This window comes from Lachnoanaerobaculum umeaense (genome assembly GCF_003589745.1).
Taxonomy (GTDB): domain Bacteria; phylum Bacillota; class Clostridia; order Lachnospirales; family Lachnospiraceae; genus Lachnoanaerobaculum; species Lachnoanaerobaculum umeaense.
In genome coordinates this window covers 1,336,040-1,357,386 of record NZ_CP032364.1, presented here as the reverse complement: position 1 = coordinate 1,357,386, position 21,347 = coordinate 1,336,040, and the positions used below count along the sequence as shown (strand labels likewise).

Sequence of the window (21,347 nt, the reverse complement as noted above, 5' to 3'; positions counted from 1 at the left end):
CACACTTTTGTGTGACTCCCCATTACTATGCTTTACTATAGATTATCTCCAAGCTCCGCTTTCATTTACATGATAACCGTCAGGTGTACTTTCATTCTGATACATTGAACCTAGAGGTCTAGATTTTATGTCACCAAAATTCCATCTACCTGTAGCATTATCAAAGAACCATGTCTGTGCAGGTGCAGTTGGATTTAAGTAATAGAACTCTCCACCAATCTTACTCCAACCCGTGTGCATTGCACCACTATTTGGATCAAGATAGTACCATCTGCCATCCTGGCCATCATAATGCCATCCCTTTACCATCTCACCAAAGAATCCGTCATGATCCATAGATAGATAATACCAAGTATTGCTATTTGTATCTAAGAACCATCCTGAATCCATGATGCTGTCATTTCCAAAGTGATACCACTCAGACTTTGTTCTTCCTTCATACGTGTAGGTCAAGTAAGCCCAACCTGTAACACTTCCACCATTTGTAAGGTTGAATTTCCATTTGCTACCATCAGGGTTAGCCTGAGCCTCAGCAGGATTTGTAAGCTCCCAGTTACCATCTAGTCCAACTCTGATACCTGAGTTCTGTCCGGTTGACTTTTTGCCGGCACTGCCTGAGCCACCGCCTGAACCTCCACGGCCACCGCCGCCACCGCCAGATTTTCTTGGCTGTAGAGTAGCAAGAAGATTATTCAATGCATCAAGTGCCGCCTCAAGTTCAGATGTAGATGACTTCCTATTAATCCTATCAAGTATTGCCTGTGCATCAGCTAATTGTGCTAGTAATAATGCCTGTGAAGGTGCATCGTAATTATTTAAATTATTTCGTGCGGCACTTACTGCAGACTTTAAGTCTTTTTCAGCTTTTGCTCTTTCAGCCTTATCATTTGAGTAAAATACATATACAGTTTCATCTGATGTTACTCTGAATGTCGGATCATAATCCTGATATGTATCCTTATCTGTACTCAATCCCTCATAGTGCCATGTAATACCATTGTTATCAATATAATCACTTGTTATCTTATGTGAATATAGACTTGCCTTATCTTGTACAGTTTCTGTAGATCTCAATGTAAGAGTTGTTATAAGATCATTATCTCTATTATCTCTTACCTTAATCTTGTATATAGCAGGTGTTGTATAACCAAATATATAAGTCTTTCCCGACTTCAAAGTAATATCAAACTGACCCGGATATGTTGTTGTAGGATTCTCAAAATCGCCACTAACTGCCATAGCCGCATTTGATCCGGTTGCAAGCTCATGAAGTGTATAATCCCTAGTTGATAACAACGCTCCTGTTTCAACTGTTGTATCAAGATCAATATCACCCGGATAGTCTTCCCATACATTAGTTGCTACATCTAGTTTCTGTAACCTTGCAGTCATAGCAAATATTGGATGGTAATGATCTGTCAAAGTCTCTTCTACAAGAGCCTTTAAAGGATTGCTAACACTGTCCTTATCAATAATAACTCTAAATCTGCCTGTGTCTGAAACTATAGGATTTACAACACCGATATGCTTTCCTGATGCTATATTGTCATTATAAACATTATTATCCCAATCTAAACCTGCAACATCATATATTGCCTGAATTTTTACCGGTTTATTTGGCATTGTGAATGTAATTCTGGCATTGGTTGTTCCTGAGAAATCACCATTTATAACTTTCCACTCTTTAAATGTGTTTGCAGCATTATCAAGTGGCTGTGCAAGAATCTCTACTGCTGTTCCGGGTGCAAGATTTCTTAGTTTATTGATATCTGTTTCTGTTTGTCCACCTATCTTAAAGTTTGCCGGAAGTGGTGCATTATTTGCAATCACAGTAACATCAAATGTGTTTACACTTAATCCAAAGTTATTTGTAGCTACAGGTAAATCTGCACCTGATGCTTGTCTTTGTGCAGGAGTATCACTACTTCCTATAGGTCTAGGAACAACATGATATGTAGTTCCAGGATTTAAGTTCCCAAATGTTACTGAACCAACTCCACTTGTATCATTTGTTGGTGTAGTAAATGGATAAACTTCATTTCCGTTGTCATCTACTAATGCATACTCTGTATTAGTTGCTGTAGGTGTTATAGTAATACTTGCTCTTCCTGGATTTGAAGGATCTTCTATAACTTGTGGGGTTAATGCTACAGGAATTTGTGTAGTGCTAATTGCACTGATACCTGCTGCTCCGAAAGGAATAGGACTTCCTGCTATTGGAGTAGTAGAAAGTGCTGTAGCAACATTGTATGTATTTCCAGGTGTGAGGAAATCTCCCATAATATTTCCACCTTCTACCATTAATTTTGACCCAGGAACTACTGCCACTACATTACCATCAGCATCTGTAACAACATATTTTAATCTTGAATCCATAGCTGCAGGTAATAGAGGATCAATAGTAATTACAGGTTTACCTGCATTGTTCAAATCACCTGTTATTGTGGGTGTGTATACTGCCTCAGGTGCTGTACTTACACCAAATGCTGTAAATGTCTGACCATTCATTCCTGCTATATTAGAATTAGAATTAAGTACAGTATCTGACTGAGTATGCCATTCAACTGTATATCCTGGATCAACTGAAATAGCCATACCCTGAGTATAACTACTTATAGCACTAAATGGAATACTATTTAGTGAATTCCCTCCACTTCCAACATTTACTACAGTTGCTTTATCTCCACCTAAAAGCCTTACATGTGAATTCCCTGTAGCAAGTTTATATTCATTCCACTGATTTTCATTCTTCTCAAATGTACCTATTATAGATGCATTATTTTCTGAATTAGGAACATCTATAGTAGCAGGGAATGACGTAATATCTGTGCCATTATATTTCCAACCTGCAAACCTATATCCTGTCGCCGGTACAGGTGTAGGTAAATCAGACTGCTGAATCTCCAATGAATAATGATTTGCAACTGTGCTTGGCTTTCTTGAAAGCTGTTTTATATCTGTAGGAAGGGTTCCATATATATGTCCGGTTGCAGGGCCTCCATCAGTATAAAGATCACCTGTTCCCACACCTATAGCAGCAACATTTGCCACCTTATTAGGATCAATAGTATATGTTACTACTAAGCTTGCACTGCTTAAAGGTGTTTCACCTGTACCATCACCATCTTTATCTATACTTACAGTATACTTTGGGTTCGTAGCAGACCATCCAGCTTGATTTGCATTAGGAGCTGTCTGATTTCTACCGGCTGGATTAGTATATATATATGTATATGAACTGTTCCAGTCTACTAATTTGTCAGTAGTGATGGTTGGCAATTTGCTTATATCTGTACCTGCACTTATATAATCATTCAATACCGGTACAGGAATATCATAGTCAATACTTGTACTTGTATTCTTCACTCTCATATATGCATGGTCACCATCTGTATACATTACCCCTATATTAGGCTCCGCAGGAGGTACAACAGTTGATATATCTATAAATGCACTTGTATTTGCAGCCTTTACCTTATTGAATATATCTTTACCCTCATTATCCACATATTTTACATTTATAAGAGTGTAATAGTCAGGATTCTCATAGTAATTATATGTTACTGTTACTCCCTGGTTAGGAATCTGTCCGGTAATCTCATAACCACTAGCGGCATTGCCTACTTTGATACATCTATAATCTGTATCATCCTTTGCAGGTATTATATTAAGTATATCGCCTGAAGTTCCATCCTTAGCAGTTGTAAACTTTCCTGAAGTACTATTTGGTGTACCCCAGTCATATTTTATAGTGACCGGATTATCAGGATCAAGTATATATCTACTTGGAGTACTTGGTGCAGGTGATGCTATATGAACATATTTGCTATTTACCTTTATGCCAGCAGCATCAACTGATGTAAGTACTTGTTTATTTGAAACTGCCGGAATTGGTCTCTGATTCTGAGACTTTAACGTACCACGAGCAGGATGAGCTGCACTACCGATATTATTCCATACTGTATCAACAACTTTTAATGAAAATTTATCATCACTGACTTTATACTTATACTCTATATTTACATCCTTATTTGTTGTCTTAAAGTTCAATACATATGGATTAGGAACGCTCAACGAAGTAGCTCCTGCTGTCAATGTTAATCCTGCTTGTTTAGCTACACTAGCCATACCATCACCTGAAACGGTTAAACCGCTTACTACATATCCCGGTATTTCTTTTGGTCTTTCATTAATATCCTTAAGTACAGGATATTGAACTGGAGTATTATTTGGTGAAGGGAAATATGTTGTACTAGGATCTGAAGTATCCTTTACATGAGTTTCACTTAATTTCATTGCTGAAGGAATATTTTCATCAGCAATAAGAGTAGCATAGTATGTTGTATTCTGATATCTTTTACTATCTAAATATGGTCTTGGAAAGTCGCCATTGCCTGCTGCTTTTCTAAACCCTCTTATCTTATATCCCTTTAAATCGAGACCACCCGTACCCCAAGTCTTTCCTCCAACTGTTCCTGTATATCCACTGCCGTCTGGTTGTGTTGGATATGCAGTTGCTCCATTTCCCCATGGCAGAAAAACACCATTTGTATCTGTCTGAAGACCTGCTGAATTAGTATTTATAAGGGCACCCAACGGACCACTCACTGTAATTTGATGTGTAATTTGATGTGGAGCAATACCAGGATCCAATGAAGGTGTATTGGTATCAAAATCGAATATTATAGTTGCATCTGCTGCATACGCCGGCATTGCCGGTGCCAGCATGGTAAATGCCATACTGGCAGACAATACAGCAGCTAATTTTGCTTTTATTGTCTTTCTTTTCATCTCTTCTCCTATGTCACTTAGTTCCAAATACCATTTGCATCTACGCTATAACCGTCCGGAGTCTTCTCTCCTGCATACATAGAACCATATGGTCTGGCACTATTGTTCAAATAGTTCCACTTGAAAGCATTGGCATCCCATGTATAAGTATCTTGTGGAGTATTGGTATTGAAGTAATACCACTTTCCATCAATATTCTGCCATCCTGTAAGCATTTCACCATTTTGGTTGAGGTAATACCATCTACCGTCCTGCTTATCTAAATGCCATCCTGTATCAAGAATACCTGTATTATCATTCATGTAATACCATTTATTTGTATTTGTATCTTTTACCCAGCCCTTTACCATCTGTCCAAGCTCAGGACCTTCTGTAGTATTCATATAATACCAGTTACCATTCTTTGAGTCGTATACCCAACCTGTTGCCATAGTTGAGCGAGCATCAAAGTAATACCAACGGTATATTTTGTTTCCGGCTTCATCATTGAAAACTATCATACCCCACATATCATTGATAGGTGTTCCTCCGTTAAGTACGAATGACCATCCACCTGTCACGCTGTTTCTTTCCCAGTTACCATCCATACCAAGTACGAATGATCTTGTGTTACTGTTCTCATTGATAGCTGTACTCTGTGTTGACTTCTCTCCCGGTGTCAAAAGTTTACTTCCTCTACCACTTGAAGAATTACCACCACCACTGGCACCACCGGTTCTTCTATTTCTTTCACCTGCTCTACCTGTAGATGTATTTGAATACTTGTCGATAAGTCTTCTAAGTGCATCTATAGCCTGCTGAAGCTCTGCATAGTTTGCCTGTCTGAGATATGTAGTTCCATCAGGAGATACAAGATCTCTTGCCTGTCTAAGTGTCTCAAGTGCATGTGCTATAGCTTCATTGATTTCAGCTACCTCAGCCACCTTAAGATATGGGTCACCTGTAAGAAGCTTTGCCTCTTCTATAGTATCACCAAGATCCACTCTTGCCTGTGCTACTTCTTTTCTGTTATCAGTATAGAATGCATAGACTACTGTCTTCTTTGTTACAGGGCTTGTTGTATCATATACTGAAAGCTTATCTTCCTTTTTTGACCAGTTAACATAGTCATACTGTACACCATAGATATCTTCAAATGGTGTTACAAGTCCATTTGCTACATCATTTTGTGCATATGCTGTAACTACATCATAGTCTGTTGAATAATAGCTGTCCTCAACATTTTCTTTTCTTCTCACCTTGAATTTCTTGTAGAAGTTTCTACTTGTATCATTTAAGTATAAGTGATTAAGTACAGGCTTATTATCTACAAATGTTACCTTAAATGTCTTTGAGTAAACAAGTACATATGAATGCTTTAAGTTACCTGTGAACTTTATAAGTCCGGCATTGTTTGCTACATCAGTTGTCATTGTTACTTCTATTGGTGTGATATTACCTAAGCTGTCAGGTGTCACATCAAATAACTGATAGTCAAGCTGGTCTACATCCTCTGCCGGTAACTGTGCTATCACATCTACCATTGCATTTGATGCTGTTGCTATTATGCCATTGTTTACAAGTCTTCCATTTACATATCTCTCAAGTTCGATATCAAGTCCATATGCAACGGTATGTGCATCCGGATGATCTACACCTGAAACTGATACCGGTTTTACAGCTGTTTTCTCATTTGTCTTTGCGTCTCTCTTATTGAATACTACCTTATATTCTACTGTTGCACCATTTGTACCGATAAGCGATCTGTCAAGTGGTGTTGTCAGTTCATGTGCAAGTCCAGGTATCTGATCCGGAGTAAGTCCGAACTCTCCAACACTTCCACCTCTTATTGTCTCTGTAAGATCTGCATCATCTCCTGCCACCTTAGTTGGCTCGTATACAGCCTTTAAAACAATATTTGAATTTGAAAGAGTAAATGTATAGTCAGCCTGTGTTATCTTTCCGCTAACTCCTACTGCTCTTCCTGCAAGTATCTGCCAATATAGGAAGTTCTTGCCATTTGCATTTATAGGATCAGCATGAATTGCCACTACCTCTCCTGCTTTTGCTTCATCATATGTGTCATTTCCTACACTTGTAGTTCCTACTGATACAATGCTTCCTTCCTTGGTTTCTACGACATACTTAGGTGCATCTGCCATATCACCAGGATTTGCAATTATCTGATTTCCATCAGGAAGCTTTGTAAGTGGATTTGGAATAGTGCTATCGCCCTTCTTTCTTGCCACCACTGTGTAAGTTTCATTTGGATTTAAGTTGTTGAAAGTAACTGTTGAAGGATTGCTTCCTACCGGAGTCATCCATCCATTGTCACTTCCCGGATACTGTACTACATTTCCATTCTCATCTATGAGTGCATAGTCTGCATCAGGATCTGCAGGATTTATAACTATCTGTGCCATACCGTCATTATCTGGATCGTATCCTATATTGTAGTTATTATCTACTGTTGGAATATATACATCCTGTGGTGTTGATACAGATGTGCCTGTAACACTTGAAACAGGCTGTCCTACTGTAGCCTGAGTATCAGGACTTCCTTCCTGTACATTGTAATGTGCTCCGGGGATGAGGTTTGGAACTACTGTTCTGTTTCCTACTGAATCCCCAGGTACTACTGCTACGATATTTCCATCCGGATCACTGATAACATATACATTACCGGGTGTTGTACCGTCTATTACTATCTCGCCACTTCCGTCATTTCCTATATGTCCTGTTGGAGTGATAGAACCTATACCTCCAAATACATTTGGATCCTGACTAAAGAATGCTGTATATGTTGCATGGTTTGTAAGTGTGCTTGTTCCCTGCATGAAAGCTCCGTTTGAATCCTTCCAGCCGTTAAACAAGTAGTTTGCTACAGGTGTGGCTGTTGGCAACTGTCCTGTTATCTGACTCCATGTATAATCATATGGAATATGAAGTGTTGCAGGAGCTGATATTGAACCATTGCTTCCTGCTGCAAGGTTTATATCAAACCACTGACTTGGATCCTCTACAAACTTAGCATAAAGTGTAAGTGGTGCTGTATCTGTTGGGAATGTATCTGTTCCATTTACCTGCTGTGTTGCTGCCGCATCCAGATACCATCCATCAAACTTATAGTATCTGTTTGGTGTAACACCCGGAACATAGTTTTCAGATTTTAGCTTATCAAATGTATATGCATATGTGTTTCCGGCAATACTTCCATCATTTGCTAAGAAGCTTGTCGGTGCTCCCACAGGTAGGGCATCCACACTACCATTATTATTTGGTGTATTTGCTACTGTAAAGTTGATATCTCTCCATTTAGAAGCATCATGACTTAGTTTGTAGTCAGCTCTAACACCATTTCCACTAATAGGCATACTACCACTCAAATCACCATTTGAAGGATTATGAACTACACTTACCGGACCTGTTAAATTTGAAATATCTACTATATCTACATTTGATGAAGTATCCCATAAATAACCATACAGCTTATCACCATCTGTACTTCCTGATGTAGGAATTGATGCTGCTACATTAGCTGAAGGTGTAGATGCTTCTACCTGACTTGTTATAATCTTATCAGTAAATCTGTCATAGTACCTTCTAACCAAATTCATACCCGCATCGGCTGTATATATATAGTCTATAGATACATCCTGATTTGGCATATATGCCACAAAAGTTCCTGTTGATGTATCATTACGTACAATGTATGGTGTTTTTGGAGTTCCTCCCACTATCTCTTGGTGATTTAGACCAAGTACGTAGCTTCCGGCTGCACCATCGTTTTCACCTGATGTTATATGGTATGTTGAATAAGTATAACCGGCTATTGAATTGTCTGCCATTGCAGTAATACTCTGCTCTGCTCTTCTTTGTGAAGTTACTACATTAGTTCCTGGAAGGAGATTACCCATTGCATCTATGTGTCGTACAGTAAATGTAAATGTTGCATTTGGATCAACACTGTACTTGTAATTCAAAGTAACTGCTGAAGCAGGCATACTTGAAATGTGATAATGTCCTTCAGATACGCCAGCTGTTACTGCTGGATTTGGCTCTACTTCACCTGCTGAAACAGGAGTAGCACTTCCTGAATTATAGATATATCCCGGAACTATCGCGTGATCTTTATCTACAACTGATTCAATAACATATCCAGGGTCTATTTCTGAACCTAATGTAAGTGCTAATGCAGGGTTTACATTCTTGTGATATGTGCTTATTGGATAAAGCGTTCCATCAGGTGTCCAGGTAGCATAAAATTTGAATGTATCTGCTGTTGATGAAGCCGGATAAGTTGTACCAACATTTGCTCCGGCTGTATCACCTGTATCAAATACATCATTATTATTTGCATCTGTGTACTTTACCCATCCTGTAAATGTATAGCCTGCTTTTGTAGGAGTAGACATTGTACCTGGTATTGTTCCTACAGGAGATACAACTTCTGCTACCGCTGTACCGCCTCTTGAATCAAACTTATAATTCATTACATTTTTCTTTAATGAAATGACAATATCTAAAGGAGTATTAGGAGTCGTTCCAATAACAGTTCCCTTAGTAGGTGTAGTAGCAGGTGCAATCGGATCAGTAGTTACCACCGTCAATGTTCCAAAAGCACCTGTAGCACTGTCAAATACAGTTGGTGTTCCATTGAATGTATAACTTGGCATTGGTATATTTACGGCTGATCCGGATGCCGCCCTAAATGCATATGAAGATGTGTTTGTAGCATCTAAAGTTCCCGGAATAGTATTTGTACCTGATGTAAGGCTTGCAATAGGTATCGTATTGCCATCCGGATCTATATAGGTCACTGTAAAATTGTACTTCTGAGCTCTTAAATAAACCAAATTATCTACCTGTGGAATACTTAAAACTGTACCAGTACCATCAGTCACATTAGCAGTTGCCATACCCATTCTAGGATCAATACCATCACCATCAGTAGTAATATTACTTGCAGAATATGGTGCAGCTGATCCGGAAGTTCTACCTTCAAAGTCTAGTACCGGTCTACCATCATTATCATCTGATGTATTAGGAACATCTGAAATTGTTACTCCTATACTTCCTGTAAGTGTTTTGCCCTTAGGCACATACAACATACTCTTATCAAGATTTACATTAGCTTTAGATGTAGTAACTTTAGTTGTAGACTTATATTTAGTTGCCGGTGTAGTAGCGCTATCATTGTGCTCTTCCTTAGTCACTGTCGTTGATGTTTTATCTGTTATAGTAGTCTTAGGGTTAGGGTCTGTAGTAGTTGAAGCTACAAGTGTTGTAGTAACAGTAGCACCCGTAGGTACTGAAGCCACCGCAACCTCTGTTCCATCAGCATCAACCTTATATGCTTCTACTACTGTATGTATATCTTCGTTATTAACTACATTAACATTGCCTGAAACATTTATTGCTCTGGCTCTAACTGCTCCTATTCCTGTAGCACTTGCAACTGTTGGATTTACTGTAGATGATACATTTATAGCCGGAATCTTAGGATCACTGCCTGAACTGTTGCCCGTATTATTATTAATATAGATTGGCTTTACACTGCTCTCCATTGTAAGAACACCTGTACCCTCTACACTTATAGCAGAAGCCTTTGGTGTAGTCTCTGATACAGTAGAAATATCATTGTTCAATCCCTTTGCTACATTACTGTTTTGAATAGTAGTATTGTCTTTCAGTTTTACATTACCTGCCGATAACTCTACTATAGGGGCTGCCGCTTTGACATTGTCACCATTTCCATCAAGAATTATATTGGAAAAGTTCAATGTTGAACTATCACTCTCCACCTTAAACAATGCTCCTGTAAAGTTAGCATCTCTTTTTATTGTAAATGTATTAGTCTCCGGTATAGGAGCATCATCAGTATACAATGGAACTGTATTAAAGTTTATAGTTGCTGCATTTGCCAGTGGCTTATAGTCTGCGGTCTGTATAGTAATATCTCTATTTGCCGGAATCACTATAGTCTCTTTTTGATTATCTATAATTCCTTGATTATCTATATTTCCCTGTATATATATATATGCTTTTTTGATATCATATGGTTTAGTTGACAATACTTCCATTGCCTTTTTTATTGACTTCACCGGAGAACCCATAAATCCGGTTCCTGTATCGTCTTTTCCATTGGCAGGATCAACATATATAACATATGGTTTTATAGCCAAAGCAAAAATCGTTGTCTTTGTTTCATGTGGTTCTAGGTCAAAATAAGCTGAGAACGCCGCTGCTGTATCACCAGCAGAGCCTGTGCCATATCGTCCGGCACCTACATATCCGGGTCTGCTCTGTGAAAATACCCAATCTGTATGATATACTCCTGCTGTACTAGACCAGCTTCCTGCCCAAACTCTATTTTCGCTTTTATCATTTGCATCACGTCTTTGCATTCCGACATCCTGTCCACCTATACCTTTGCCTTTTGAAATTATATCAAAGACAGCATGTGACGAATTATTATTAGCATGATCTTTATTGTGGAAATGCAGACCTTCTGCCCCTTCTGTATTATCATGTTTTGTAACAAAAATAGGTACATCATCCCATTCTCCAAGCATAGTATCTGACTCATTACCAATCATAAGATCAATATGATTGCCGTAGTTATTGTATACAGTATATTTTACATATATGTACTGATCATCCGTCGAAGGCATTACTTCCTGTCTAACTTCTACATAATCAGTATCAGTAGCTGACTTCTTTATTTTAAAAACTTCTCCGTTTTTATATGATGTAAGACCGGCATGTAATGCCTTCTTTGTACTTGAACCATAGAATGTGGCGGCTGTCGGCTGAGCATTATACGCTCCTCCCCAACTTGTTATAACCGGATCTGCAGTATCAGCTCCTGTACCACTTGCATGATTTTCTGTTCCTGCTGTTGGATTTTTACTTGAAACATTACTGCCGATTCTATATGGCTTTGCAAAAGCGTAATATCCATGCCACCATGACTGTTCAAAAGCTGATTTCAGTGTTGGAAACTCTACGGTATCTTTTGCCTCCGCCTTTGTAGAAGCTGTATCTGAGTAATATCCTCTACTCCAGTTCAATCTATAAGCCTCATCCGTTATAGCGGCAATATTAAAAGTAAAGGGATCCTCTCCTCCCGCTGTACCATAGCCACTATTAGTACCTCCGTGTATAGGTAAATTCGTTGGAACGACTACTCCTCCACCGTAACTTATTGGAAACGTATATAAAGCAGTTGCCTTTCCAAAAGCATATGCTGTTGTTGCTGATGAACCAAAAGTGTAATTGTTGTTATTAGGATTTACACTTACACCCCTGGGAGCAGCACCCTGTGTACTTAATTCAGTATTAGGCTGCAATTCTGTCGCTGCCCTTGCCACAAAATTTCCAAACGGAGCCCCTGTCAGCACCATAGCGGATGTTAACAAACCGGCTGTTAATTGTTTAACCTTCCTCATTAAATTATTTTTCTTCATATCTCTCCTCTAACTATCTGTCAAAGAGTACGAAATCACTATCTAAGTTGTATGCTCCATCTGTAGCATATGTGATTTCTGCTCCCCATCTATTATGCCTTTCAGCTGTTGAATCATAGTGATAGAATTTTCCATTCTTCTTTCTTGGTCTATCACCATCACTAACTCTTGCTACGAACTTTGAGTTTGAAACTATTATCCAGTTGCCCTCTCCGTCTCTTAAGATTTTGTTGCCCTTTACAACTTTTCCATCAGTTCCGACTACTACATATTCGCCATGACCTGTTCTTGTATCTTTTACGATACCATATTTAAGGTCTGCATCTGCATCAAGTCTCAAACCGTTGAAGTAGAACTTGCCATCACTCTTTACAAGTGTGCACTTTGCTCCAATAGCCTTACCATTATCTCTAAATCCAAATACAGCGTTTGTATCTCTAAGTGATACTGTAACCTCTCCTGTAATCATTGAACCATCATTTAACTCATCTGTTCCAAAGAGATATAGGCTACCTCTATCTATAGCAGCTATAGGTGTAGTAGCAGCATCATCAAGGAAATCTTCCTTACTCCACTCATCTACATCAAATCTGATACCAAAGCTGCCATCTTCTAACATAACTACAAAGCCTGTCTGCATACGTCCTATCTCATCAAAGGCATATCTTCTTCCAAGTACTGTAGCTATTCTATCCTTTATTACACTGCCATCTTTTCTGGTTCTGAACCAGCTACGCTCCCCTGTATCGTAGTCCTCCTGACTCATCTCCTCATTTGGCACCGTAAATGTCCAATAATCATCTTTTAGCTCGCCATCTGTATCAAGTGAACCATATTTTACCTTAGCATTGCTTGCTGTTGCTCTTATATTTGCATTTGTCAGTGAGAGTTGTGGTATCATTACACCATTCTCATCAAACAAATAAGCTTTACCATTTATTTCTCTTTGCTTTGATTGATCTGTAGTCTTTGCAACATACTTTCTACCATTAGCTCCAAAGTATAGCCACATCTCGTCATATTCACTATAGTTTCTTTGTCCAAGCTCCGAATATCCCGGATTCTCTCCTACCTGTGAATATAAAAGCCAATGTTCTGTAAACATTGCTCCATCATCACCAAAGTAGTATACTGCCGCTTTGAATGGACTATCATCTTCTACTGCATTACCTTCTGCATCAAAGAATCCTGTAAGCATTACTCCATTCTCATCAAAAAGATATCTCTTTCCATTGACCTCACGAGTATATACTCTTCCCTCTTTACCTTTGTAGGCTTTTCCGTCAGCTCCGAAGTAATACCATCCTTCTTCGTCATCTTCATCCTTGGTGAGTATCCAGCTATTAGCTGCCATAGCTCCATCAGCCTTAAGATAAAAAGTATTATCACCTATGGTAAGTAAAGTATCTCTTACCATATTTCCATCTTCACCCAAATAATACCAAGTATCCCCTGACTTACGCCAAACATCAGACACTGCGCTGTCAGTATCATCTAGGTATCTCCACTCTCCTGTTGAGTTATTCCATCCCTCTGCAGCATGTGTAGTTGCCGGAAAAGCAAAAAAACACAGAGCGGAAACCGCAAGTAAGCCGGCATAGCCAACTATGCTCTTCTTCTTCATCAAATTACCTCCTTTATTGTAAACACACCAAATATAATTCCTATATATCTATTTAATGTATTACATCAAATTAGTACTTTATTTTATATTTGAATGTATTTTATATTGTATATATTTATTTCTTTACACAAACAAAACAGCCCGCAAAAAACTTCGCAAGCAACTTTATCTGCATAAAAAATCTATACCATATTTGTAAACTGTAAAAGCCCACACCACCGTCTACTTTTATACGGATGATGTGCTCATTTATAAACAGCTCTTACAGTTATTGTCAAAAATCTGTTTTTTCGTATCTTATAAATACACACGGACATCTAATATAATAATTTATATGCATTCCACAACTCCTTATATCACACTCTATTCTCTAACTTTATTGGAATTTCACGATTATATTGTATCAATATTATAATATTATTTTATAACAATTTTGTCAATCAAGTTGATAGCTCTTTTGTTACATTTTTTTATTATATTTATATAATTCTATAATTTGTGTAATACTTATATTGTTGTTATAATATATATTTTTTATTGTTTATAATTTTATTTATTGTTATTTTTAATATCATAATATATTTTTTTAATTATTTCAAATTTCTAATTATCATATTCAGAAAATATCCATATTTAAAATTTAAATAATACTTAATAAATTACAAAAAAATGGCTTATACTCCTTAAAATCTGAGTATAAGCCAGTTAATTTAAAACTATTTTGCTGTATTAACTTCTCTAAATGTATTACTTTGTTTTAATATAGGTGAAAATTTCTTATATAAAACAATAGTAAGTGTAGATACCATTGCACCTTTTAAAAGATTCAATGGAACTACTATCATAAGGGCAAATGTTTGAACATTGGTTACAGCCGGGTTTATAGCACTACCCATACCCACTAGTACACTAAGATCCATTCCATACATCTGTGCAAACTTAGGTAAAAGGTATACTGCATTAAATAGTGAACCAAAAGCCGCCATTGTAATTGTACCGGCAACACTTCCTATCAAAGCACCCTTTCTTGTCTTGTTAAAAATATAAATAATACTTGAAGGGAGTATAAGTGCAGCTCCTACACAGAAGTTTGCAAGTTCACCTACAAATGCTGTAGATGTGGATCTGAACATTACCTTTAAGAGTATCTTTATGAACTCTGTGAGAATACCGGCAACAGGTCCAAAAGCGAAAGTCACTATCATTACAGGTAGCTCTGAAAAGTCAAGCTTGTAAAATGTAGGTGCAAACGGTACAGGAAACTCAAACATCATAAGAATTGTACTTATAGCACCAAATAAACCTATCATAGCAATCTTTTGGGTGGTAATAATAGGACCTGTGTAACCGGCCTTTTTATTAGCTACCTTTTCAAATAGATAAGCAACTACGAATGTGGCAAATACTATACCTAGAAATTCTGCCACGAAAACCAAATTTTCCAAAACTGTTTTTAACATAAGTACCTCCATAGCTTATGCTTCGGAGTGTGTTTTCTTCAATACAAAACCCCCTATATATCATAGGGGGCTTATAAACGAATCTGAAAACACTCTTCTCTCATCCAGACTATACTGTCGGTTTTGGAATTTCACCAAATCAACTGCAGATGCAGGTCGCAGACTATACTGCCGGTGGGGAATTACACCCCGCCCCGAAGAATTATTAATTTTATTAACTAAATATTAAAACTTTTTGGGCTAAATGTCAATAGGTAGTTTCTTAAAAATCCAATTTTAATGTGCATATTTATCATTTGTAAAGATATCCTAGATACTCTTTACCGGCATTCCATTGACTTCCACATCATCTTCTATCGGTACCAGCAGATATTTTCTACCATCTATTACTCTTGTTTCAAGTTTTTCTATAGAATCTGTGTCTGTTTTTACAGTAATACCCGGTGTTTTCACTTCAAATTTTCTGGTATCTATTACATTATCCGCTAATACTTCTATATCGGCATCTACACTTTTTTCATAAGACTCTATAGCTTCATCAGATACCCCGCTCTTTGATATAAGCTTCACCATATCATTCTTCGTAAGTACCAAAGGCTCCGGATTATCAGAATTTTCCTCAATCATATCGATCATATTTGAACTTAAAGACGACATAACCGGCATTGTAAGTTCATCTCTTAAAATATCATACAAAATAGCTTCAAAAGTTTCCCTTTGCATAACTGAAGACATTGGTGGCTCTACACCTATTATTTCATTTATAAAACTCTCATTTAGTGCATCATTTTTCTTACTGAAGTATAAAGCCGCATGTATATCAGTAGTTCTATCTGTAAATGCAGGAAACAAAAATCCATGCATAGGCATGCCTACAATCCAATCTCTAATTCTATTTGTAATCACACCTTCATTTGCAAAATAGCTGAGTGCAGGTTTTGAAAGACTTACAGGGCAAATACTGCAAAGTAGTGCATGATAAACTTCTGTTGAAGCATCATCCATTGCTATCTTATCGCTTGCCTTACCTGGAATATCATACATCAAATCTATAAGTATAATGTAATAGTTTTCAGCATGCTCATATGATTCTATTACTTTTCTAAAAAACTCATCCAAAAGCAATTCATCATCAAGTCTACTCTCTCTAAGCTTCATTAAAAATGCATGTGGAGAATCTTCATTTTCATCGTCTAAAGAAAAATCCAAAGTAAGTAATGATTTTCCAATAGCCCCTGATAATGTCTTTCTAAATATTTCCTCATATTTGAAAGCATCTTCCTCAGGTAATGAGTAGAAGGCATCCTTATTCATAAATTTTATATTCTTTTCAGCATCAACATAGCAACCGGCATACTTTGTTATAACATTTGTGTCCTTGTTAAATTGTTTTTTGATCTCGTTTATTTCTTCTCTAATCATCTAATTCACTACTTTCCTGCTTTAATTGCTCAAGATAAATTAAATCTTTTTTTGAAAGATTGGCATTCTCAAGTAGATCCGGTCTGTTAAGATAAGTCCTCTTTATAGACTCTTTTCTACGCCACTCTTCGATATTTTTGTGATGCCCTGAAAGAAGCATATCAGGTACTCTAAGTCCCTCATATTCTACAGGTCTTGTATATTGCGGATACTCAAGCAAATTGTCTTCAAATGACTCAAAATCCGCACTTTCATTATTGGTAAGTACTCCATCTACCATCCTTGCTATTGCATCCATCATTACAAGTGCCGGAAGCTCGCCACCTGTGAGTACATAGTCACCTATTGAGTAACATTCGGCGTTTGTCAATTCCAATGCTCTCTCATCAACACCCTCATAATGTCCACAGAGAAAAACTATTTCATCAAGCTTTGCAAGTTCTTTAGCATCATTTTGATCAAATACCTTGCCCTGTGGTGAAAGATATATAAGCTTAGCTCTTTTATCAAGCCTTTCGCAAACACTCTCATAGGCTTTGTAAATAGGTTCAGCCTGCATTACCATACCGGCACCGCCACCATACGGATAGTCATCTACCCTTCTATGTTTATCAAGTGTATAATCACGGATATTTATGGCTTCCATTGATATCAGATCATTTTTTATGGCTCTGCCTACTATACTTGTGTTCATACACATTTCTATCATTTCAGGAAATAATGTTAAACAAAAAAACTTCATATCTATAAATCCAAAAGTCCGTCTAAAACATGGACTTTAATTTTCTTCTCTTCAAGATTCACATCCAGTATACATTGGCTGATATATGGGAATAATACTTTCTTTTCACCCATATCCACTTCCATTACATGATTCGCTCCGGTAGGGAATACATCTGTAACCTTGCCAAGTAAAATACCCTCTTCATCAATTACATCAAGACCTATAAGATCTGCAATATAGTTTTCATTCTTCTTTAAAGGTGTGGCATTATTTCTATCTACAAATAGATCTGTATTTCTTATTGCCTGTATCTCTTCAGGTGTGTTAAACTGCTTAAACTTTACAAGTGCCATATTTTTTTGAAATCTGACAGTTTCAATATCAAGTGCAGTCTCAACTCCCTTAATATTTGCATATACTTTCTTTATCTTTTTCAATCTGTTTTGGTCATCAGATGTAGGATATACCTTTGCCTCACCCTTTATTCCATGAGAGCTTGTGATGACTCCCACTCTAAATCTATCTATCATTTTGTTCACTTTCAAAAATTATTTAATACAGCCTTTAAATAACAATAAAGCCACTACAAATGTAGCAGCTTGTTTTGTTATTTTATTTCTAAAACCACTTTTTTTTCAGCTCTTATAGATGCTGATTTTATAATGGAACGAATAGCTTTTGCTATCTTTCCTGACTTACCAATAACCTTACCCATATCAGATTCAGCTACGGACAGTGTAAAAATAGTAGTATCACCGTCAACTGTTTCTTCAACTTTTACTTGAGCAGGGTCATCTACCAAAGCTTTTGCTATAACCTCAATGACTTCTTTCATAATCAGTCCTTATTATACTAATCCTGCACTCTTTAAAAGTTTAGCAACTCTATCTGTTGGCTGTGCACCATTTGCAAGCCACTTCTTTGTGTTCTCCTCATCAAACTTAATTACGCTTGGCTCTGCTGTAGGATCATAGTAACCAACCTCGTCAATAAATCTACCATCTCTTGGTGAACGAGCATCAGCCACTACTACTCTATAGAAAGGTGCCTTCTTCTGTCCCATTCTCTTTAATCTCATCTTAACTGCCATTTTATTATCCTCCTAATAGCTATAAAAATTATGTATACTTTCTTTTTAAGATATATACTTATATATGATCAATTCTAATTATTTAGAATAAAATCCATTAAAATCCCAATTTTCCACCAAACAGACCACCAAAAGCACCACGCTTTTTATTGTTCTTCATCATTCCGGGGAATTGCTTCATCATCTTTTTCATCTGTTCAAATTGTTTTACAAGTCTATTGACTTCAGCAATATTGACACCTGAACCCTTTGCAATCCTATTTTTTCTTGAAGGGTTTAAAAGACTTGGATCAAGCCTTTCCTTTTCAGACATACTCTGAATGATAGCCTTTATCTTTACCATCTGTCTGTCATCAACATCAGGTAAGCCAACCTTTCCACCTATTCCAGGTAACATGGTAAGAATACTTGCCATTCCTCCCATTTTCTCAACCTGTTCAAGCTGCTCAAGGAAATCATTAAAATCAAAATCTGCCTTCGCAATTTTTTGAGAAAGTTTTTTAGCCTTCTCACTGTCCATATCCATTTCAGCCTTTTCAATAAGCGAAAGGATATCTCCCATACCAAGAATTCTGCTTGCCATTCTATCAGGATAAAACTGCTCCAAATCAGAAAGTTTCTCACCCATACCGACATAGAGTATTGGTTTACCTGTAACAGCACGAACTGAAAGAGCTGCACCACCTCTGGTATCACCATCAAGCTTCGTAAGTATTACTCCTGTAATATCCAGCTTTTCATTGAAAGTTTCGGCTACATTTACAGCATCCTGACCTGTCATAGCATCTACCACCAGTATAATATCATCAACACTTACAGTATCTTTGATCTCTATAAGTTCATCCATCATATCTTCATCAATATGCAGACGACCTGCAGTATCTAAGAATACGATATTGTGACGATTTTCCTTAGCAAACTCAATCGCTTTTTTTGCAATCTCTGCCGGTTTATGGTTTGTACCCATATCAAAGACCGGCACATCCACTTTTTCACCATTTCTCTTCAACTGCTCTATAGCAGCAGGTCGATATATATCGCAACCCACAAGTAGTGGAGAATTGCCTTTTTTCTTTAGCTTTGCAGCAAGTTTTGCAGTAGTAGTTGTCTTACCGGCACCCTGAAGGCCTGCCATCATTATAATAGTCATTTCTCCTGATGGTTTTATCTTTAGTTCGGTAGTTTCACTACCCATCAAAGAAATCATCTCTTCGTTAACTATTTTAATAACCTGCTGAGCCGGTGTAAGAGAATTGAGTACATCAGAGCCTATAGCTTTTTCCTGAATACTCTTTATAAAATCCTTAACAACCTTAAAGCTTACATCAGCTTCCAGAAGTGCCAGTCTTACTTCTTTTAAACCGGCTCTTACATCATCCTCTGTCAGTCTCCCCTTACCACGAAGATTCTTGAAAACATTTTGAAGTTTTTCGGATAAGCTTTCAAAAGCCATTCAAACCTCCTATACATCCAGTATCTTGAATGAAAGCTCTTCTATCTTTGATATAAGTTCTTCATTCTTTGTGTCCTGATATATCTTAACAATCTTTTGTATCTCTTTTACATAAGATTTTGTTTCATCAAACTTTTTTATCAAACCAAGCTTTTCCTCATAAGAAACCAGAGATTTATTGCATCTTTTTATAAGATCGCTCACACCCTGTCTGCTTATTCCCTCATTTTCAGCAATCTCACTTAGTGACAAATCATTGAAAACTACATCTTCATAAATTCTTTGCTGATGCCCTGTCAAAAGCTTACCATAGAAATCATAAAGAATCCCTTGATTGATATATTTTTCTATATCATTATTTTCCATACTGTGAGAGTATAACAGCATAAAAAGAAGCTGTCAAGTGTTTTTACTTGACAGCTCAAAAAAAGTTTAGTCATAATACTTATTTCCGGTTATTAATTTCTTTCCAAGATTCTTCTATATATTGACTATAATAAACTAATAAAAGGTGAGTTAAAAGTAAACTCACCAAATATTTTACAAATAGTCTTATTTTACTATATAAGTCCATTAAAATTCATTTGTTCCTAAATACATAGGATCTGTGCCTCTAGCTGAAACTCCATTTTCATCAATGGCATATTCTTGACAGAACATATCAAATTCACTCTCTGACACATCGGTATCGTTAACTTTATATTCAAATATATCCACTCCGTTTTTATCATTACCATTATATTCCTTTATGGCGGAAGATACATTTATAAACTTATCATTATTATCCAATTGATATATTTCATAGTAATATGATCTGCCCGAGTGTGAACCTTGAAATATATATCCACCATCAAGGATTTCTATCCATATTCTTATTCCACTTGTAGCAACATAAGCAGGAGCTTCATTATTTAAAGTAAATATATTATCAATATATTTATCAGAAGATATTATCATCTCTTTACTACCATTACCATTAATGTCAATAAAACCATATCTAGAATCTTTATTCGGTGGTATATTAGGATCTACATAACCGTAATCACCTGTTCCATTATATATCCAACTTTTATATTCCTCTATTACCGGTGCATACTTTTCCATATAATAGTTGTCATCTTTTGGGTCCACAGTTTCTGTTTCTTCAATCACAGTGGTTTCCTCTATTTGAGTAGTTTCCTCTGTCTCATTATCTACAACTGCGGTAGTTTCCTCTAGGGTTCTTTCGTCAATATATTTTTTGTAATCCACACATCCGGAAATCCCTATCAATGTAGCAAATACTCCAATTGTCAACAATATTTGTTTTTTTAACAAACCTAAATTTATCATAAT

General features: G+C 36.9%; 12 protein-coding genes and 1 riboswitch. All 12 genes read right to left on the bottom strand.

The features are described 5' to 3' along the window. Positions 1-42 precede the first annotated feature (42 nt). Complete coding sequence (locus D4A81_RS13460) at positions 43-4,791, bottom strand: N-acetylmuramoyl-L-alanine amidase family protein (RefSeq protein WP_242977766.1); 4,749 nt, start codon at positions 4,789-4,791, stop codon at positions 43-45. A gap of 17 nt (positions 4,792-4,808) precedes the next feature. After that, positions 4,809-12,239 carry an InlB B-repeat-containing protein gene (locus D4A81_RS06120; protein ID WP_174705943.1) on the bottom strand — a complete coding sequence of 2,477 codons (7,431 nt, stop codon included), beginning with the start codon at positions 12,237-12,239 and terminating at the stop codon, positions 4,809-4,811. Positions 12,240-12,252: 13 nt separating this feature from the next. Continuing rightward, entirely contained in the window at positions 12,253-13,863 is a 1,611-nt protein-coding gene (locus D4A81_RS06115; RefSeq protein ID WP_111525947.1) for an N-acetylmuramoyl-L-alanine amidase family protein, read from the bottom strand. Positions 13,864-14,579: 716 nt separating this feature from the next. Next, entirely contained in the window at positions 14,580-15,323 is a 744-nt protein-coding gene (locus D4A81_RS06110) for an ECF transporter S component (protein ID WP_111525946.1), read from the bottom strand. An 88-nt stretch (positions 15,324-15,411) separates the two neighbouring features. After that, positions 15,412-15,529: riboswitch (FMN riboswitch) on the bottom strand. Between the two features lie 103 nt (positions 15,530-15,632). After that, a complete protein-coding gene (locus D4A81_RS06105; RefSeq protein ID WP_111525945.1) occupies positions 15,633-16,745 on the bottom strand; it encodes a DUF4317 domain-containing protein in 1,113 nt (370 codons plus the stop codon). Further along, positions 16,738-17,487 carry a tRNA (guanosine(37)-N1)-methyltransferase TrmD gene (gene trmD, locus D4A81_RS06100; RefSeq protein WP_111525944.1) on the bottom strand — a complete coding sequence of 250 codons (750 nt, stop codon included), beginning with the start codon at positions 17,485-17,487 and terminating at the stop codon, positions 16,738-16,740. The genes D4A81_RS06105 and trmD overlap by 8 nt, the downstream gene beginning before the upstream one ends. Before the next feature lie 2 nt (positions 17,488-17,489). Then, positions 17,490-17,999 (bottom strand): ribosome maturation factor RimM, encoded by a 510-nt coding sequence (rimM, locus tag D4A81_RS06095; protein WP_111525943.1) that lies wholly within the window; start codon positions 17,997-17,999, stop codon positions 17,490-17,492. A gap of 77 nt (positions 18,000-18,076) precedes the next feature. Next, on the bottom strand, positions 18,077-18,304 hold the full coding sequence (locus tag D4A81_RS06090; protein WP_111525942.1) for a KH domain-containing protein: 228 nt from the start codon (positions 18,302-18,304) through the stop codon (positions 18,077-18,079). Between the two features lie 12 nt (positions 18,305-18,316). Further along, complete coding sequence (gene rpsP, locus D4A81_RS06085) at positions 18,317-18,559, bottom strand: 30S ribosomal protein S16 (RefSeq protein WP_111525941.1); 243 nt, start codon at positions 18,557-18,559, stop codon at positions 18,317-18,319. Positions 18,560-18,656: 97 nt separating this feature from the next. Next, complete coding sequence (gene ffh / locus D4A81_RS06080; protein ID WP_111525940.1) at positions 18,657-20,012, bottom strand: signal recognition particle protein; 1,356 nt, start codon at positions 20,010-20,012, stop codon at positions 18,657-18,659. Between the two features lie 9 nt (positions 20,013-20,021). Then, positions 20,022-20,378 (bottom strand): YlxM family DNA-binding protein, encoded by a 357-nt coding sequence (gene ylxM, locus D4A81_RS06075; protein ID WP_111525950.1) that lies wholly within the window; start codon positions 20,376-20,378, stop codon positions 20,022-20,024. A 207-nt stretch (positions 20,379-20,585) separates the two neighbouring features. Then, positions 20,586-21,344, bottom strand: coding sequence for a hypothetical protein (locus D4A81_RS06070; protein WP_111525939.1), 759 nt, complete (start codon positions 21,342-21,344; stop codon positions 20,586-20,588). Positions 21,345-21,347: the final 3 nt, after the last annotated feature.

Excerpts from the sequence above, each read along its gene's own strand:
- D4A81_RS13460 (WP_242977766.1), bottom strand. The coding sequence starts at position 4,791 with ATGAAAAGAAAGACAATAAAAGCAAAATTAGCTGCTGTATTGTCTGCC.
- D4A81_RS06120 (WP_174705943.1), bottom strand. The coding sequence starts at position 12,239 with ATGAAGAAAAATAATTTAATGAGGAAGGTTAAACAATTAACAGCCGGT.
- D4A81_RS06115 (WP_111525947.1), bottom strand. The coding sequence starts at position 13,863 with ATGAAGAAGAAGAGCATAGTTGGCTATGCCGGCTTACTTGCGGTTTCC.
- D4A81_RS06110 (WP_111525946.1), bottom strand. The coding sequence starts at position 15,323 with ATGTTAAAAACAGTTTTGGAAAATTTGGTTTTCGTGGCAGAATTTCTA.
- D4A81_RS06105 (WP_111525945.1), bottom strand. The coding sequence starts at position 16,745 with ATGATTAGAGAAGAAATAAACGAGATCAAAAAACAATTTAACAAGGAC.
- trmD (WP_111525944.1), bottom strand. The coding sequence starts at position 17,487 with ATGAAGTTTTTTTGTTTAACATTATTTCCTGAAATGATAGAAATGTGT.
- rimM (WP_111525943.1), bottom strand. The coding sequence starts at position 17,999 with ATGATAGATAGATTTAGAGTGGGAGTCATCACAAGCTCTCATGGAATA.
- D4A81_RS06090 (WP_111525942.1), bottom strand. The coding sequence starts at position 18,304 with ATGAAAGAAGTCATTGAGGTTATAGCAAAAGCTTTGGTAGATGACCCT.
- rpsP (WP_111525941.1), bottom strand. The coding sequence starts at position 18,559 with ATGGCAGTTAAGATGAGATTAAAGAGAATGGGACAGAAGAAGGCACCT.
- ffh (WP_111525940.1), bottom strand. The coding sequence starts at position 20,012 with ATGGCTTTTGAAAGCTTATCCGAAAAACTTCAAAATGTTTTCAAGAAT.
- ylxM (WP_111525950.1), bottom strand. The coding sequence starts at position 20,378 with ATGGAAAATAATGATATAGAAAAATATATCAATCAAGGGATTCTTTAT.
- D4A81_RS06070 (WP_111525939.1), bottom strand. The coding sequence starts at position 21,344 with ATGATAAATTTAGGTTTGTTAAAAAAACAAATATTGTTGACAATTGGA.